The 15,598-nt window shown below is 61.2% G+C and carries 13 protein-coding genes; 4 read left to right on the top strand and 9 right to left on the bottom strand.

The genetic code is table 11. The features are described from left to right. Positions 1-50: 50 nt before the first annotated feature. Genes V6R85_RS22335 through V6R85_RS22320 form a run of 4 tightly spaced genes read right to left on the bottom strand, consistent with a single transcriptional unit; the run spans position 51 to position 3,941 of the window. On the bottom strand, positions 51-857 hold the full coding sequence (locus tag V6R85_RS22335; RefSeq protein ID WP_111833956.1) for an ABC transporter ATP-binding protein: 807 nt from the start codon (positions 855-857) through the stop codon (positions 51-53). Further along, the gene (locus V6R85_RS22330) at positions 854-1,888 is read right to left on the bottom strand and encodes a FecCD family ABC transporter permease (RefSeq protein ID WP_112950974.1); all 1,035 of its coding nucleotides are present in this window, start codon (positions 1,886-1,888) and stop codon (positions 854-856) included. The genes V6R85_RS22335 and V6R85_RS22330 overlap by 4 nt, the downstream gene beginning before the upstream one ends. A gap of 2 nt (positions 1,889-1,890) precedes the next feature. Then, positions 1,891-2,934 (bottom strand): FecCD family ABC transporter permease, encoded by a 1,044-nt coding sequence (locus V6R85_RS22325; protein WP_111833954.1) that lies wholly within the window; start codon positions 2,932-2,934, stop codon positions 1,891-1,893. Beyond that, complete coding sequence (locus V6R85_RS22320; protein ID WP_112950973.1) at positions 2,931-3,941, bottom strand: iron-siderophore ABC transporter substrate-binding protein; 1,011 nt, start codon at positions 3,939-3,941, stop codon at positions 2,931-2,933. The genes V6R85_RS22325 and V6R85_RS22320 overlap by 4 nt, the downstream gene beginning before the upstream one ends. 221 nt (positions 3,942-4,162) lie before the next feature. On the opposite strand from V6R85_RS22320, the gene V6R85_RS22315 reads away from it, so the two are divergent. Next, positions 4,163-6,286, top strand: coding sequence for a TonB-dependent siderophore receptor (locus tag V6R85_RS22315; protein WP_112950972.1), 2,124 nt, complete (start codon positions 4,163-4,165; stop codon positions 6,284-6,286). A gap of 80 nt (positions 6,287-6,366) precedes the next feature. Here the strand turns inward: V6R85_RS22315 and V6R85_RS22310 are convergent, their stop codons facing one another. Next, entirely contained in the window at positions 6,367-7,260 is an 894-nt protein-coding gene (locus V6R85_RS22310) for a helix-turn-helix domain-containing protein (protein ID WP_202907379.1), read from the bottom strand. A gap of 215 nt (positions 7,261-7,475) precedes the next feature. On the opposite strand from V6R85_RS22310, the gene V6R85_RS22305 reads away from it, so the two are divergent. Next, positions 7,476-7,652: a hypothetical protein gene (locus V6R85_RS22305; protein WP_077998798.1), complete on the top strand. Its 177-nt coding sequence runs from the start codon at positions 7,476-7,478 to the stop codon at positions 7,650-7,652. Between the two features lie 156 nt (positions 7,653-7,808). On the opposite strand, the gene katG is transcribed toward V6R85_RS22305, so the two are convergent. Continuing rightward, positions 7,809-9,980: a catalase/peroxidase HPI gene (gene katG, locus V6R85_RS22300; protein ID WP_112346336.1), complete on the bottom strand. Its 2,172-nt coding sequence runs from the start codon at positions 9,978-9,980 to the stop codon at positions 7,809-7,811. Positions 9,981-10,191: 211 nt separating this feature from the next. On the opposite strand from katG, the gene V6R85_RS22295 reads away from it, so the two are divergent. After that, positions 10,192-11,100: a hydrogen peroxide-inducible genes activator gene (locus tag V6R85_RS22295; protein ID WP_003505612.1), complete on the top strand. Its 909-nt coding sequence runs from the start codon at positions 10,192-10,194 to the stop codon at positions 11,098-11,100. A gap of 62 nt (positions 11,101-11,162) precedes the next feature. On the opposite strand, the gene V6R85_RS22290 is transcribed toward V6R85_RS22295, so the two are convergent. The 3 genes from V6R85_RS22290 to V6R85_RS22280 all read right to left on the bottom strand — a co-directional run bounded on the left by V6R85_RS22290 (position 11,163) and on the right by V6R85_RS22280 (position 14,158). Beyond that, positions 11,163-12,044 (bottom strand): DUF3313 family protein, encoded by an 882-nt coding sequence (locus V6R85_RS22290; RefSeq protein WP_129565346.1) that lies wholly within the window; start codon positions 12,042-12,044, stop codon positions 11,163-11,165. Between the two features lie 108 nt (positions 12,045-12,152). After that, positions 12,153-13,487, bottom strand: a complete 1,335-nt coding sequence (locus V6R85_RS22285; protein WP_112488749.1) for a sensor histidine kinase — start codon at positions 13,485-13,487, stop codon at positions 12,153-12,155. Then, the gene (locus tag V6R85_RS22280; protein ID WP_020009793.1) at positions 13,484-14,158 is read right to left on the bottom strand and encodes a response regulator transcription factor; all 675 of its coding nucleotides are present in this window, start codon (positions 14,156-14,158) and stop codon (positions 13,484-13,486) included. The genes V6R85_RS22285 and V6R85_RS22280 overlap by 4 nt, the downstream gene beginning before the upstream one ends. Positions 14,159-14,436: 278 nt before the next feature. Between V6R85_RS22280 and V6R85_RS22275 the strand changes: the two genes are divergently transcribed. Beyond that, the gene (locus V6R85_RS22275; protein ID WP_336377212.1) at positions 14,437-15,597 is read left to right on the top strand and encodes an efflux RND transporter periplasmic adaptor subunit; all 1,161 of its coding nucleotides are present in this window, start codon (positions 14,437-14,439) and stop codon (positions 15,595-15,597) included. Position 15,598 lies beyond the last annotated feature (1 nt).

Raw genomic sequence — 15,598 nt, 5'->3', positions numbered from 1 at the left:
ACGGATACGTACGGAAGTCAACAGAACCGTATCTCAAAGAGATACGGCTATTACCACCCCGCCACCGTTCGATGCCGCCCGATCGGCAGCATCATCGGCTTGCCCGAGGTCGGATCCTTGATGACCCGGCTTTCGATGCCGAAGACGCGAAGGACATTCTCCTCCGTCAATACTTCCTCCGGTGTGCCGAAGACATGCAGTTTCCCGTCCCTCATGGCGACAAGATAATCGGCATAACGCGCCGCAAGATTGAGATCGTGCAGCACCATGACGATGGTCGTCTCACGGGTCTGATTGAGGTCGGTCAGAAGATCCAGCACCTCGACCTGATGACTGATATCGAGGAAAGTGGTGGGCTCATCCAGCAGCAATATGTCGGTCTGCTGGGCGAGCGCCATGGCGATCCAGACACGTTGCCGCTGGCCGCCGGAAAGCTCGTCCACCGGCCGCTCGGCCAGTTCCACCGTATCGGTGGCGACAAGGGCTGCGGCGACGGCCTCGTCATCCTGCCGCGACCAGCGGGCGAACAGGCCATGATGCGGGTGCCGGCCACGGCTGACGAGATCGGCGACCACAATGCCCTCCGGCGCTATCGGCGATTGCGGCAGGAGGCCCATGCGCCGTGCAAGCTCACGCGAGGGAAGATGATGGATCGACTTTCCATCGAGCAGAACCTGGCCGGCGCGCGGCGTGATCAGCCGCGACATGCTGCGCAGCAGGGTGGACTTGCCGCAGGCATTGGCGCCGACGATGACGGTGATCTTCCCGCGCGGGACAGTGAGGTCCAGCCCGTCGATAATAAGGTTTTCGCCATATCCGGCCGAGAGGCGGCTTACGGAAAGGGAGTGGCCGGTCATAACGAGCCTCCGCTGCGGTTGACCCGCACGATAAGGTAAATCAGATAGGGTGCGCCGAGCGCCCCCGTGACGACGCCGACCGGATAACGGCCCGGCAACAGAAACTGGCCGCAATAATCGCCCACCAGCACCAGCACCGCCCCGACCAGAGCCGCAGGAATGAGCAGCGAGCCGTTGCTGCCGACGATGCGCGCCGCAATCGGCCCGGAGAGAAAAGCGACAAAGGCGATCGGCCCAGAGACCGCCGTTGCAAAGGCGATCATGCCCACGGCGGCGATGATGACGATGATGCGGGTTCGTCCCACCCGCACGCCGAGCGCTGCTGCGGCATCATCACCCAGTCTTAGAGCTTCCAGATCACGCGCACGGCTGAGGAGCAGGCCGCCGAACAGGATGAGCGCGATGGAAAGCGGCAGCAACTGGGCGACCTTCGCGCCGTTGACGCTGCCTGTCAGCCAGCGCATCGCCTCCTGCAGCATCCAGGCCGGCGCGACGGAGAGAATATAGGCAATGAAGCTTTCAAGCATCGCCGACACGCCGATGCCGACGAGGATCAGCCGCGTGCCGGCCACGCCGTTTCGGAAGGACAGGAGATAGACCAGAAGGGCGACGCCGAGACCGGCGGTGACGGCGAAGACCGAGACCAGCGGCCCGCTCATCTGCAAAACGACGATGGCGAAAACGGCCGCCGCACTTGCGCCGGAACTGATGCCGATAATATCGGGGCTGGCGAGCGGATTGCGCAGCATGATCTGGAAGGCGACGCCGCCGAGCCCGAAGCTCAGGCCTGCGAGAACCGAAAGCAGCGCGCGCGGCAGGCGCAACTGCCCGACGGTGAAGGTGACGCCGGCAATATCCTCCCCCAGCAGAACGCGGATGACATCACGGGGCGGCGTGAAGGATTGCCCGAGCATCAGCGTGATTGCGAAAGCAAAGATCAGGATCACCGACAGGACAGCGATGACAAGGCGACGTCGGCGCTGACGTGTATGGCGGTTGAAGACGAGATTTTCGATGACGGGAGCGTGCATGGTCACAATTCGCGCACCCTCTGGCGTCTGACGATCCAGATGAAGAAAGGCGCGCCGACAAGGGCGGTGACGATGCCGACATCAAGTTCGGACGGCCGCGCCACAATGCGCCCGACAATATCGGCGGCAAGCAGCAGACACGCCCCGCCTAACGCCGAGAACGGCAAAAGCCAGCGATTGTCCACGCCAACCAGCAGGCGGCAGAGATGCGGCACCACCAGCCCGACAAAACCGATCGGCCCGCAAATGGCGGTGGCCGCGCCGCAGAGCAGAATGGCGCCGAAGGACGCCACGGCTCTGGCTGCCATGACATTCTCGCCAAGCCCGGCGGCGAGTTCATCGCCGAGCGCCAGAGAATTCAGCTTGCGCGCCGAAAGCAGGCTGACGATGAAGCCGGCGGCGAGAAAGGGCAGCACGGTCTCGATGCGCTCGAAGGTCGCTCCGCCGACGCCGCCGATCTGCCAGGAGCGGATGCCGCCGGCAATATCGCTGCGCGGCAGCACGACGGCGATGACGAGCGACGAAAAGGCGACGGAGGTGGCGGCGCCCGCAAGTGCGAGTTTTAGGGGTGTCGCCCCCCCTCGCCCGAGCGAACCGACAACATAAACGAAAACCGCTGATACCCCCGCTCCGGCAATTGCGACCGTGATGAAGGCATGAGCCGAGGCGATGCCGAACCAGACAATGCCGATGACGACGGCAAGCGACGCCCCCATGTTGACACCGAGAATGCCGGGATCGGCAAGCGGATTGCGGGTAACACCCTGCATGATGGCCCCAGCCAGCCCGAGTGCGGCCCCGGAAAGCAGGGCAAGCAGCGTGCGCGGCAGGCGCACCGCAACCGCCGCTTCGGCAACCGTCTCGACGCGGCCACTCAGCCCGCCAAGAATATCCGCAAAAGAGACCTCACGCGTGCCGATGGCGACGGAGAGCGCACAGAGCAGCGCGAGAAGCGCCAGTACCGCGCCGAGCCATGCGGTTCTCGCGCGGCTGGAGCGGCCGGCGAGCAGCACCGCCGTCGCTTTGCCGGGTCCCGACATCGTCACTGTGATTTCCCGGAGGATTTGTCGGCGGCCTTCGCCAGGAGATCGGCATAGTCCTTCAATACCCATGAAATCGACAGCGGTGTGGGGTTGGAGGCCGTGCCAAGCGGATCGCGGCCGAGCATGACGATCGCATCATTGGCGACGGCCGGCATGCGGGCGAGAAGCGGATCGGCGCGCATGGCGTTCAGCAGCGGCTGGCTGCCATAGGTCACGACGATATCGACATCGTCAAAGGCATCCACACGCTCGGCGCTGACGCCGGCGGCGAATTGCCCCGGCTTCGTCGCCTCCAGGACGCTTTTCGGCGAGGCGAGCCCCAGATCGGCGAAGAACTTCACCCGGGTGTCATTGGCCGTATAGAAATTGACGACGCTGAGATTGGTGGCGTCGAGATGGGTGACGAACATGGCCGACTTGCCCTTCAGCTGCGGGTAGCCGGCGGCGACCTGCGCGATTTCGCCCTCGGTGCGTTTGATGAGCGCCTCACCTTCCACCGCCATGCCGAGCCCGTCGCTGTTGAGCCGGATCATCTCGCGCCAGTCCGTCGCCCAGGGGGAGACGGGATAGGCGACAACAGGGGCGATCTGGCTCAGCGTATCGTAATCGGACTGGCTGAGGCCGGAATAGGCGGCAAGGATGACATCCGGCTGCGTTGCCGCCACGGCCTCGAAATCGATGCCGTCACCCTCGTCGAACAGAACAGGCTTTGCCGCGTCGAGTTCGGTGAGCCGCTTTGCCACCCATGGCAGCAGGCCGTCGCCATCATCATCGCCGAAATTGGCCGCCGCAAAACCGACGGGCACGATGCCGAGCGCCAGCGGCACCTCATGGTTCGCCCAGGCGACAGTTGCGACCCGCTGCGGTTTCTTCGCAATCGTGGTCGTACCGAACGCATGTTTGATGACGATGGGATAGCTGGCCGTGTCCTCCGCCGAGGCCATATCAGGCGCGATCATCGACAGGAAAAGCACAAATACCGGCACGAGGCAGCGAAACGGGCGAAGCATGGCGAAGCTCTCAAAGGTTCAAAAGTGGACTTGAACTCTCAGCTTCAAATGCCCCCGTCAAGCCCAGGCAAGAAATGCCGCCGCAACAGCGGTGAAATTTCCGGGGTTTTGTACAAAACCGCAAAAAGTTACAATACCGGACAAACTTTCTCAAGTTATTGGGCGCTTCGAGAGTGGGCCGTGAAAACGGCGATCGGGGCATCAAGGTCTGGAACATACCAATGAATATCGAAACCGAAGGCAGACACTGCAAAACCGCGCGACGTCGTTACCAGGAGGCGGCCCTGCTTGCCTGCACGGCGCTTGTTGCCACCCTGCCCGGCTCCCTGCTGGCGCAGGAATCTGCCAATACGGGCGGCAGCACGGTTCTGGAACGCATCACCATCGACAGCGGCGACAATGACGACCAGAAATCGATCGTTGCCACCCGCACCACGAGCGGCAGCAAGATGGCGTCCGATATTCTCGACACACCTGCCGCCGTTTCCGTCATCACCGCCAAGGAAATGCAGCAGCGCGGTGTGCAGACCGTGGAGGAGGCGCTGCAATATACCGCTGGCGTGACCACGGATTTTTACGGCTCCGACGACCGTTTCGACTATTTCAAGATTCGCGGTTTCGATGCCTATACCTATCGCGATGGCCTCACCCTCGGCCGTCCCTTCGGTGCCCTGCGCGAAGAAACCTATGCCTATGAGCGGGTGGAAGTGCTGAAGGGCGGCAATTCCACCACCTTCGGCGTCTCGGATCCCGGCGGCTCGGTGAACTATTCCACCAAGGTGCCGAAACGCACCCGTTTTGGTGAAGCCTATGTGACCGGCGGCTCCTACGGCCGCGCCGAAACCGGCTTCGATTTCGGGGACAACATCACCAGCGACGACACGCTGTCCTATCGTCTGACCGGCAAGCTCAGAAATGCCGATGCGGAATATGACTATTCCCGCGATGACGAGAAATTCTTCATGGGCGGCCTGACCTGGCGTCCGACCGACGTCACCAGCCTCACCGTCGTTTACGATCATCTCAACAAGGATGGCGTTCCCGGCGGCGGCGGCCATCCCGTCGGCTCGCATTTCGACCGGAGCCGCTTCTTCGGCGAACCGGACTACAATTATCGCGGCACAAACCGCAATTCGCTGAGCGTGATGTTCGACCACGATTTCGGCTCGGGTCTGACCCTGAGTTCCAACGCCCGTTACAGCAAGGCGAATACGGACTTCGGTTATGCCTATATCTCGTCGACGCCGACCAACGGTTCGACCATCGCCAACCGTTCCTATTTCGGCAACGACACCGAGACCGAAAACTTCCTGATCGATACGCGCCTGCAATATGACACGCGGTTTGAAAATGTCGAAAGCCGCAGCCTCGTCGGCGTCTTCTACAACGACTACACATCCGGCAGCAAAAACTACTTCGGCGCTGCGCCGAACATAAACTGGATGAACCCGGTCTATACCGGCGCACCCTCCTCGGTGCCGCTCTTCTCCAACTCGCTGACGGACCAGAAAACCAAAGCCATCTACCTGCAGCAGGACCTGACCTTCTTCGACAGGCTCACCGTCAGCGCCGGCCTTCGCAATGACTGGATCGACACCGACCAGACCAACCGGCTGAATGGCACGACGGCAAGCGGCGACATCAGCGAGCTGACCAAGCGCATCGGCGTGTCCTACAAGGTCACCAACGAAATCGCGCCCTATATCAGCTATGCCGAATCGGTGGTGCCTGCATCCGGTCTCACCGTTGAACCGGAACGCGGCGAACAGATCGAGCTCGGCGTGAAATACCGGCCGGACGCTTTCCCGGCCCTGTTCACCGCCTCGATCTACGATCTGAAGAAGAACAACATCACCGTCACCAGCCCGATCACCAGCCTGCCGACCACCATCGGCGAGGTGCGCGTGCGCGGCCTCGATCTTGAAGCGAAGGCAGAGGTAACAGACAATCTCAGCCTGACGGCGGCCTATTCCTATCTCGATGCGGAGATCACCGAAAACGGCACCGGCGGCAATGTTGGCAACCGGCCGCAATTCGTCCCCGAGCATCAGGCTTCACTGTGGGTCAATTATACGCTCGAAGGTAACGACCATTTCGGCGACATGACCTTCGGTCTCGGCGGCCGCTATACCGGCGCCTATTATTTCGACAATTCGAACAAGATCGAAACCGGAAGCAGCGTGACCGTGGATGCGGCATTCAGCTACAAGATTCAGGAAACCGCCTCACTGGATGTCAATGTCTCCAACCTCTTCAACGAAAAACACGTTTCGTATGGCGGGTTCGGCGCTGACTTCTACAATCCCGGCCGGGCGTTTTCCGTGACTTTGCGAAAGACGTGGTAGAAAAAAATATCTGATTTCAAACTACTATACGACAATCCTAATGTTTAACGTCATCCTCGGGCTTGTCCCGAGGATCCAATTCAAAGCAGCCTGTGCAGACGTCGCCAGGCGGCGGGCGTGTTGCCCACGGACTGGCGGAAAGCCTTGGTCAGATGCGCCTGATCGGAAAAGCCGAGCTGGGCGGCGATATCGGCCACAGTCAGATCGCCTTCCAGCAGAAGTTTCTGGGCCGCGTTGATGCGACGTTCCAATTGCCATTGCAGCGGCGTCTTGCCGGTGCTCTGGCGAAACACGGTCGCGAACCAGCTTTCCGAAAGCCCGACAATATCGGCCATCTCGGCAACCGTCATACGGTCGTCGCCACGCTTTTCGACCTGGGCAAGAAGCTTGTTCAACTGCGCCTGCGTCAACCGGCCATTCACCTGCTCCGGTGAAGGGCCGGGAATATCCAACAGGCCGGCAACGATGCTGCCGACGAGACTTTCCGCATAGACCGCATGTTTCGAGGGCTCCGCCAGCTCATCGACAAGCAGCCCGGCAAGGGTTTCCACCGAGCCGATATCCTGTATCTCGACCGGGCGGCGCAGCGCCGTCATCGCCGCCGAACTGCCGACCGAAGGTGACAGGAAGCGCAACAGCCGGTCCTTGTGAATATGCAGGTTGAGATGCGAGAACCGGTGCGTGGCGTTGCTGCTCGTCCACATCGGCACGCCAGCCGGCACATAAACAGCGCGTGTCATCGGCCGCGAATGGTTGCTGAACTCGCCGTTCCGGTTGGACATGCTGATGCGCGAAGACACATCGTTGAAAAAAATCATGATGCGCGGATCGGCGGCAAGATAATAACCCTTCGCCCCCATCTGGCTTTCCGCCTCCCAGAAAGCACTGACGAGCCCGTCCAACTGGCGCCACTTCACCGGCGCAGTGACGCTGATCCCTTCCGTGTGCCAGGTCATGGAATGCCAGAAACTCAATGCGGGTACCGTCCGGTTGTCGGGTTTGGGTTGAGGGCTTGGAAGACAGGCGCGCGGCGCCAGTCATCGCGCTCCGCCCCAATAACATGACTTATGAATTCATGTTAATAGCAAAGATCGTTATGAAGAGAAACATTCACTGACGCGACTATTCTGGAACCTCTGCCCAGGACACCCGTTGAACTCCTGACAGGAACGCAACAATGGAGACTATCATGGACAGCAAGAAGGAACCGGGCAACTTCGCGGACAAGAAGCGCGAAGAGAAGGGCCGCGGCGTCATCGTTGCCGGGCCGGATGCGCATGAGAATGAAAAAAGCGGCATAGCGCCCTCGGAAAAGGCCGAAAAATCCTCTCCCGGCAAACCGGTTTCGTCTTCGGACAGGCGATAGGGCAGCACATCCCACTACGAGCGGAATGCAGAGGCGAATAACCTCCCCTCATGCCGGATCGCGTAGTGACTGATTCAATCTCGCCAACCCACCGGCCACAAAAACACCTCCCCGATCGCTCAGGGAGGTGCATCACCATTTAACGGTCGGCCTTCCTTACAGAAGGTCGAAACGGTCAGCGTTCATCACCTTCGTCCAGGCGGCGACGAAATCACGCACGAATTTCTCCCTGCTGTCGTCCTGTGCATAAACTTCCGCATAGGCGCGCAGGATGGAGTTCGAACCGATGACGAGGTCGACGCGGGTGGCGGTGTACTTGGCTGCCCCAGTCTTGCGGTCACGAATCTCATAGAGATTGTTGCCGGTCGGAACCCAGGAATAGGCCATGTCCGTCAGCGTCGTGAAAAAGTCCGTCGTCAGCGCGCCGGGCGTGTCGGTGAACACGCCATGCGCCGTACCGGCATAATTGGTGCCGATGACGCGCAGGCCGCCGATGAGCACGGTCAGTTCCGGCGCGGTCAGGCCCAGAAGCTGCGCGCGATCCAGCAGCAGTTCTTCGGGGCTGACAACATAGTCCTTCTTGACCCAGTTGCGGAAACCATCCGCCAGCGGCTCAAGCGGAGCAAAGCTGTCGGCATCCGTCTGCTCGGCGGAAGCGTCACCACGGCCGGCCGCAAAAGGCACGGCAATGTCGAAGCCGGCCGCCTTGGCCGCCTGTTCCACACCGTAATTGCCGGCGAGAACGATCACGTCCGCAATACTCGCGCCGCTTTCACGGGCAATCTGCTCCAGAACCGAGAGCACGCGGGAAAGACGGGCGGGCTCGTTGCCTTCCCAGTCCTTCTGCGGTGCGAGGCGGATGCGTGCGCCATTGGCGCCGCCGCGCTTGTCCGAACCTCGGAAGGTGCGGGCGCTGTCCCAGGCGGTCGAGACCAGATCGGCAACGGAAAGGCCAGACGCCGCGATCTTCGCCTTGACGGCAGCGACATCGTAGCTGGTGGAGCCTGCCGGGATGGGATCCTGCCAGATCAGGTCTTCCGCCGGAACGTCAGGGCCGATGTAACGGGACTTCGGCCCCATGTCGCGGTGCGTCAGCTTGAACCATGCGCGGGCGAAGACGTCCGAGAAATGATCCTGGTCGTCCTTGAACTTCAGCGAAATCTCGCGGTAGATCGGGTCGACCTTCAGAGCCATGTCGGCATCGGTCATCATCGGAATGGTGCGGATCGAGGCATCCTCAACGTCCACGGGCTTGTCTTCTTCGGCGATGGTGATCGGCGCCCATTGTGATGCACCGGCAGGGCTGTGGGTCAAGGTCCACTCATGCTTGAACAGCATGTCGAAGAAGCCGTTGTCCCACTTGGTCGGCTCGCTCGTCCAGGCACCTTCGATACCGGAAACAACCGTGTCGCGACCAATGCCGCGGCCCTTGGTGTTGATCCAGCCAAGACCCTGAAATTCCGGGCCTGCGGCTTCCGGATCGGGGCTGAGGTTGGCAGCGCTGCCATTACCGTGCGACTTGCCGATGGTATGACCGCCGGCGGTGAGAGCCACGGTTTCCTCGTCGTCCATGCCCATGCGGGCGAAGGTCTCGCGCATCTGCGCCGCCGTCGCCAGCGGATCGGACTTGCCGTTTACGCCTTCCGGGTTGACGTAGATGAGGCCCATCTGCACGGCAGCGAGCGGGTTTTCCAGCGTCTCGGGCTTGGTCACGTCGCCGTAACGGCCATCGCTCGGCGCCAGCCATTCCTTTTCGTCACCCCAATAGGTGTCCTTTTCCGGAGCCCAGATGTCTTCACGGCCGAAGGCGAAACCGAAGGTCTTCAGACCGGCGACGTCATAGGCAATGGTGCCGGCGAGCGCGATCAGGTCGGCCCAGGAAATCTTGTTGCCGTATTTCTTCTTGATCGGCCACAGCAGGCGGCGGCCCTTGTCGGTGTTGACGTTATCCGGCCAGGAATTGAGCGGGGCAAAACGCTGGTTGCCGGTGTTGGCGCCGCCGCGACCGTCAGTCACGCGGTAGGAGCCCGCCGCATGCCAGGTAACACGCGCCATCATGCCCACATAGCTGCCCCAGTCGGCCGGCCACCAGTCCTGGCTGTCGGTCATCAGCGCACGCAGATCGGCCTTCAGCGCCTCGACGTCGAGCGTCTTCAGGGCTTCGCGATAGTTGAAGGAGGTGCCGAGCGGATTGGTCTTGGTATCGTGCTGATGCAGGATGTCGAGGTTCAGCGCATTCGGCCACCATTCGGTAACTGATTTACCGGAGGCCGTGTTGCCTCCATGCATGACGGGACACTTGCCAGCCGGTTTTGAAGTTGCGTCCATTTCGCCCTCCGATGGGTTTAGCAATTAAACGAAATAATCAATTCGACATGTGCAGCCTGTTGGAGCCAGAGCCCGCGGCAGGTCATGGGAAACCGTGCAGCGACGCTGGTGATCTTTCACAGCTACAGCTTCTTTCTGTCATGAAGATGACTAACAGCCGGGTTCCATAATTTCCAATTGTATATTCTAAAGGCTGCGATATGCTGAGCTTATGATTGCGCTCTCCATGAAACATCTCCGTTATTTCGATGCGCTGGCCAAGATCGGCCATTTCGGGCGTGCGGCGGAAGCCTGTGCCATCTCCCAGCCTGCACTATCTTTGCAGATACGGGAACTGGAGGAATTAATCGGTGCGCCGCTTGTCGAACGCGGCAGCCGCCAGATCAGGCTGACGGCGCTTGGTGAGGAATTTGCCGAACGCACCCGGGCCATCCTGCGTTCGGTGGACGAGTTGCAGGATCTGGCGCGCGCGGGGCATGGCCCTCTCAGCGGTCGCCTGCGCATCGGTGTTATTCCCACCGTTGCGCCCTATCTTTTGCCACAGGTGATCAAGACGCTGACCCGGCATTATCCCGGACTGGAGGCGCGCCCGCGCGAAGCGGTAACGCAGAAGCTCATCGAAGACCTTCTCGAAGCCCGACTCGACATGGCAATCGTCGCGTTGCCCGTTTCGGAACCCGCGCTGGAAGAAGTGCCGCTGTTTTCGGAGGAATTCATTCTGGTGCGGCCGATGGAGGATGCGGGCATGCCGGTGCCGAGCGCCGACAAGCTGGGTGAAATGCGCCTGCTATTGCTGGAGGAAGGCCATTGTTTCCGCAACCAGGCGCTTTCCTTCTGCAGCACGACCAATGCGCCGCCGCGCGTGCTGATGGAGGGCTCTTCGCTCTCCACCCTCGTACAGATGGTCGGCGCCGGCATCGGCGTCACGCTCATTCCGCAGATGGCGGTCGATATGGAAACACGGCAATCCACCGTTTCGGTATTCCGGCTTGCGGAACCGCGCCCGTCGCGCACCATCGGCATGGTCTGGCGCAAGAGCAACCCGCTCTCGGCGCAGTTCGCCCATATCGCGGAGATCGTCCGCGAATGCGGCCTTCAGAAGCTCGGTCTCGCGGCATAGGCACTTGGTTCGGACGATCGCGCGCGCCGTAACGCACGCAATCTACACATAAAGCGGCTGGCCTATCGCGCCACGACTTTCGCGTGCCCGTCGTCGGTCCATTGCGGCGGCGCGCCGAACTTGTCGGCCACCATGCCCTTCAAGCCGCGTGACCGGCCATAGGCATCGCACTCGACATATTTCGGTTTTCCGCCCAAAGCCGACCGGATTCGATGGCCAGAGGGAATAGACAGGTTCAGACCGTCGGAAACCTTGCCTGACACCAGAATACGCGCGAAATAATTGGAGAAATCGTCGGCGAGCCCGTAGGCATCGCCAATCTCCGACACTCGGGCCTTACCGGTAATGGAGTTCGCGCCCTTAGACCAGACGGCCGCCGCGCGCTGGACGCCGCTGCTATCCACCGCCTCGGCCTCGACGGCCAGCCCGCCGAGCCCGAATGGGAGACGCGGCACGCTGACCGGCAGGACGAAGCCGCTGCCAAGTGTCACGGCCGTTGATACCCCGGCCATGGTCTTGTCGGTTGGCACCAGATCGGTGATGACCGTGCGCACTGTCATATCCGCCGGCTGGCCAATGGCGGCGATCCGGTATTTATCGCTGAGCGCCACGCAGATGGCGCGATCCAGTGCATTCGAAACAAGGGCACGATCCCTTTCCGATGTGACCCGCGACGAGGCGGCGAAGGAGAAGGTGGTCGGCACGATGGCGACGGTCTTGACCCCGGCCAGCCCGGTGGCGTCCACGAAGGTTCGCGATTTGGTGAACTTTCCCTTGGCCGGGCTGAGCTGCGCATAGGAGGTGAGCGTGCCACCTTCTTTCAGCGGCACGGAGGTGCAGCTGGACATGAGGATGGCGAAGGGCAAGGTGGCGAAGGCGACACCGCGGCTGCGGGAGGCCTTGTCGCCGGAACCCCGGGCAAACAGATTCCACTGTTGTTTCACTGCACGTACTCCGGTTGGGATGATTGATCCTGTGCCCCACACGGTACGACAGCTAAAATTGCGGCAACATTACAATCACCCGCCTCTGGACAGCGCGCAACGCAACGATCAGAAACGTAACCGGAAGGTGCTTCCGAAGGCGCTGCTATCCAGAAAGATTCGCCCGTTATGGTTGGCGACGATCTGCTTGACGAGGCTGAGGCCAAGCCCTGCCCCGGTGCTGCGCGGTGTGATGCGGTAAAAGGGCTCGAAAATCCGTTCCCGCTGGTCTTCGGCTATCCCCTGCCCCTCATCGGAAATCGTGATCTCACCATTGGCGAGAACCGAGATATGGATCATCCCCCTGTTCCCACCATAATCGATGGCATTGCGCACGATGTTGCTGATCGCACGCGGCAGGGTGAAGGGGTCGCCCATCACCTCATATCGCGCGATCTGCGTGTCGAAGGAGATGTCATAACCCGCCGAAAGCGCAAGAGGCGCGAGATCGGCGACGACGGTGCGGGTCATCTCGACGAGCTCCACCGTCTCGCGCCTGTCATTCACCTGATCGTTTCTTTCGAAGGCGAGAAGCTGTTCCGTAGTCTCGCCAAGCCGCGCGACATCCTCCATCAGGCGTTGCTGTTCCGGCCCCGGCAAGCCCTCTATCCGGGTCTGCATGATCGCAATCGGCGTTCTCAGCTCATGCGCCGCATCGATGAGAAAACGCTGGCGCGCCCGAAACTGCTCTTCCAGCCGTTCGAGGATGCTGTTGAAGGCAAGGATCAGCGGAACCACCTCGCGAGGCACATCCTCGACGGGAAGCTTTGAGCCCGGCCGGCGCGGATCGATCTCTGGGGCCTTTTTGACGACGGAACTGAGGCCGGAGAGCGCCTGGCGCACGATGCGGGGAACCGAGAAGAACACGGCGGGCAGGATGACAGCCAGCAGGGGAACGTAAATCTTGTAGGTTCCGGCAAGAAGCGTCAGGAACTGCCCGCCGACATGCGTCGTTCCGCCGAACATGACCCTTACCGCACCCCATTTCGTTTCCATGCTTTCAACCAGGGCGACCTCGACGATGCCCTTTCCTCCACGAATATCGGCATCCGTCATCAGATGCAGATACCGCGACAATTCCTCATAAACGGCAGGCACGGCGCCGTAGGTCGCCACCCGCCCATCCAGCGTGGAGGCAACGAACCAGAGTGTTGAGTTCTCCGCCTTCAGGGCCCGCAATGCCGGGCTCTCTGTAATGACCAATCCCTTTTGCGGATCGAGCGAAAGTGAACCATCAAGCGTGGCCGAGAGGTCGTCCCAGAGCGCAATATTGGGGGAAAGCATCATCACGCCGTAAAAACAGAGACCGATGATGACCACGGCAATCATGGCAGAGACGACGACGCTGAGCTGCCAGCTCAGTTTCCACCACAAGGACGGGTTGGACGTGCCCTGCGCTTTCATGCTTCTTCCTTCAACAGATAACCGATACCACGAATATTATGGACGCCGACGCCTGCGGATGCATCGAGCAGGCGTTTTCGCAGCCGCGATATATGCGCGTCGAGCGCATTGGACTGGATCTCTTCCTCGTAATTATAGACCGCTGCCTCGAGCGTGGAGCGCAGCACGGATTTGCCCTTGCGTTTCGCCAGCGCGATGAGGACCGCAAGCTCGCGCCTTGGCAGATCGAAGGGAACCGAATTGATCGTGACGCTGAGATGGAGCGGATCGATGACGATGCGGCCTGCGGTGATCTGGGCCGGCGCAAGGTTTGCCGGCCTCCTTAGAACCGCGCGCACCCGGGCCAGCAACTCGCCGACGAGAAACGGCTTGCCAAGATAATCGTCTGCGCCGCCGTCCAGCCCCGCGATCCGCTCTTCCGGCTCGTTCATCGCCGTCAACAGAATGATCGGCGTGTCGATACCTGCGCGGCGCAGCTGCGGAATGAAGGAGAGCCCTTCCCCGTCAGGCAGGCGACGGTCGAGCAGGATGGCGTCATAGACGTGCTGACGCGTCAGCTCCATCGCATCGCCGAGCCACATCGTATGGTCGATGACGATCCCCTGCTTGCCGAGCGTCGCCGTCAGCGCATCCGCCATTTCCTTTTCGTCTTCGATCAACAGAAGTCTCATGCGTCACCGTCCCTTCGCCTTCCGTTTTCTGCCAGAAAGGTTGCGGCAGTATTGCGGCGAAGAAGACGCTGAAGCATTTACAACCAGGATCCATAACGGTTTCACCTCTGGAAAATGCATAAAAACAGAGCTTTGGAGCATTAGACGGTTCCGTTTAGGCAGGCGCGCCCCGGAGGGTAATGCTGCTGCAATTATGGATGCCTATCCAGAAACCATCCGCCTCGACAGAGGCAATGCGACCGCCTGAGCGGCGGTCCCGGGATGGAAAGGATTTCAGTATGTGGGTGAAGAGAACCATCAAGGCGGGGATCGCGCTTGCAGGTTGCGTTCTCGTTGTCACCGCTCTCGATCCGGCGCGCGGCAGCGTCGATGCGAATGAGCGTGTCAAAGGCATCGTGAACGGGCTCGTCGAAACCGCTTCGATGAGCCCCGCAGGCACGCCATTCGAATTGACGGCCGCGGAAACGGCAAAGATCGGTACGCGCGCGATGGTGGAGCGGCTTGGCGTCAGCGGCGAGCTTCAGCCGATCACCCGCGTGGTGATCCGCGCCCGTGAAGCCGGCAAGATCGTGGAAATGAATGTCCGCGACGGAGATGCGGTGCAGGCGGGCAAGCTGCTCGTGCGTTTCGAAACCGACGAGCTGCAATCGACGCTTTTGCTGCGGCAAAGCGACCGGGATGCGGCCGAGGCCGAACTGATGCTGGCGATGCAGGCCCTGACGAGAACCGAACAGCTTGCCCTGAAAAACATCGCTTCGACGGAACAGCTCGACAAGGCGAAAAGCGATGTCGCGGTGAAGACGGCAAGGCTCCAGAGCCTTTCGGCGCAGGCGGATATCGCTCGCCTCGCCCTTCGCAATGCCGAAATCCGCGCACCCTTCAGCGGCACCGTCACCCGGCGGCTGGCCGAGGCGGGATCGCGTGTCGGTGCGGATGGCGAGCTTCTCACACTGGTCGATACCAGCGTGCTGGAAGCGAAGGTTCTTGTCGCCACCCGCGACATACCGCGCGTGGCGCTCGGCCAGACGGCGGAACTGGAAATTGACGGCCTTGGCGGCCAGATCGTCAAAGGCACGGTCGACCGCATCAGCCCGGTTGCCGAAGACGGCACCCGTTTCGTCGCCGTCTATCTGCGGCTTGCCAATCGGGACGGCCGGCTGTGGGGCGGAATGTTCGCCAGCGGATCGATCCTCCTGCGTGAAAAGAACGATGCGCTTGTCGTTCCCGCAATCGCGCTGCGCAAGGACGAGACGGGTTACCATGTGCTGAAGGTGGAGGATGGCCGTCTTCGCCGCCAGACGGTCGCAGTCGGAGCGCGCTGGAACGATGGCAGTCTGGTCGAGATTGCCGCCGGCCTGAAGAATGGCGAGACCATCCTCACCGCACCGCTTCCCGAACTGGGGCCTGACATGGCCGTCACCGTCGACAAGGCAGGCTGAA

The sequence above is a fragment of the Agrobacterium sp. CCNWLW32 genome (genome assembly GCF_037083425.1).
GTDB lineage: Bacteria > Pseudomonadota > Alphaproteobacteria > Rhizobiales > Rhizobiaceae > Agrobacterium > Agrobacterium radiobacter.
This window is presented reverse-complemented; position numbering and strand designations above follow the sequence as displayed.

Excerpts from the sequence above, each read along its gene's own strand:
- V6R85_RS22335 (WP_111833956.1), bottom strand. The coding sequence starts at position 857 with ATGACCGGCCACTCCCTTTCCGTAAGCCGCCTCTCGGCCGGATATGGC.
- V6R85_RS22330 (WP_112950974.1), bottom strand. The coding sequence starts at position 1,888 with ATGCACGCTCCCGTCATCGAAAATCTCGTCTTCAACCGCCATACACGT.
- V6R85_RS22320 (WP_112950973.1), bottom strand. The coding sequence starts at position 3,941 with ATGCTTCGCCCGTTTCGCTGCCTCGTGCCGGTATTTGTGCTTTTCCTG.
- V6R85_RS22315 (WP_112950972.1), top strand. The coding sequence starts at position 4,163 with ATGAATATCGAAACCGAAGGCAGACACTGCAAAACCGCGCGACGTCGT.
- V6R85_RS22305 (WP_077998798.1), top strand. The coding sequence starts at position 7,476 with ATGGACAGCAAGAAGGAACCGGGCAACTTCGCGGACAAGAAGCGCGAA.
- katG (WP_112346336.1), bottom strand. The coding sequence starts at position 9,980 with ATGGACGCAACTTCAAAACCGGCTGGCAAGTGTCCCGTCATGCATGGA.
- V6R85_RS22295 (WP_003505612.1), top strand. The coding sequence starts at position 10,192 with ATGATTGCGCTCTCCATGAAACATCTCCGTTATTTCGATGCGCTGGCC.
- V6R85_RS22285 (WP_112488749.1), bottom strand. The coding sequence starts at position 13,487 with ATGAAAGCGCAGGGCACGTCCAACCCGTCCTTGTGGTGGAAACTGAGC.
- V6R85_RS22280 (WP_020009793.1), bottom strand. The coding sequence starts at position 14,158 with ATGAGACTTCTGTTGATCGAAGACGAAAAGGAAATGGCGGATGCGCTG.
- V6R85_RS22275 (WP_336377212.1), top strand. The coding sequence starts at position 14,437 with ATGTGGGTGAAGAGAACCATCAAGGCGGGGATCGCGCTTGCAGGTTGC.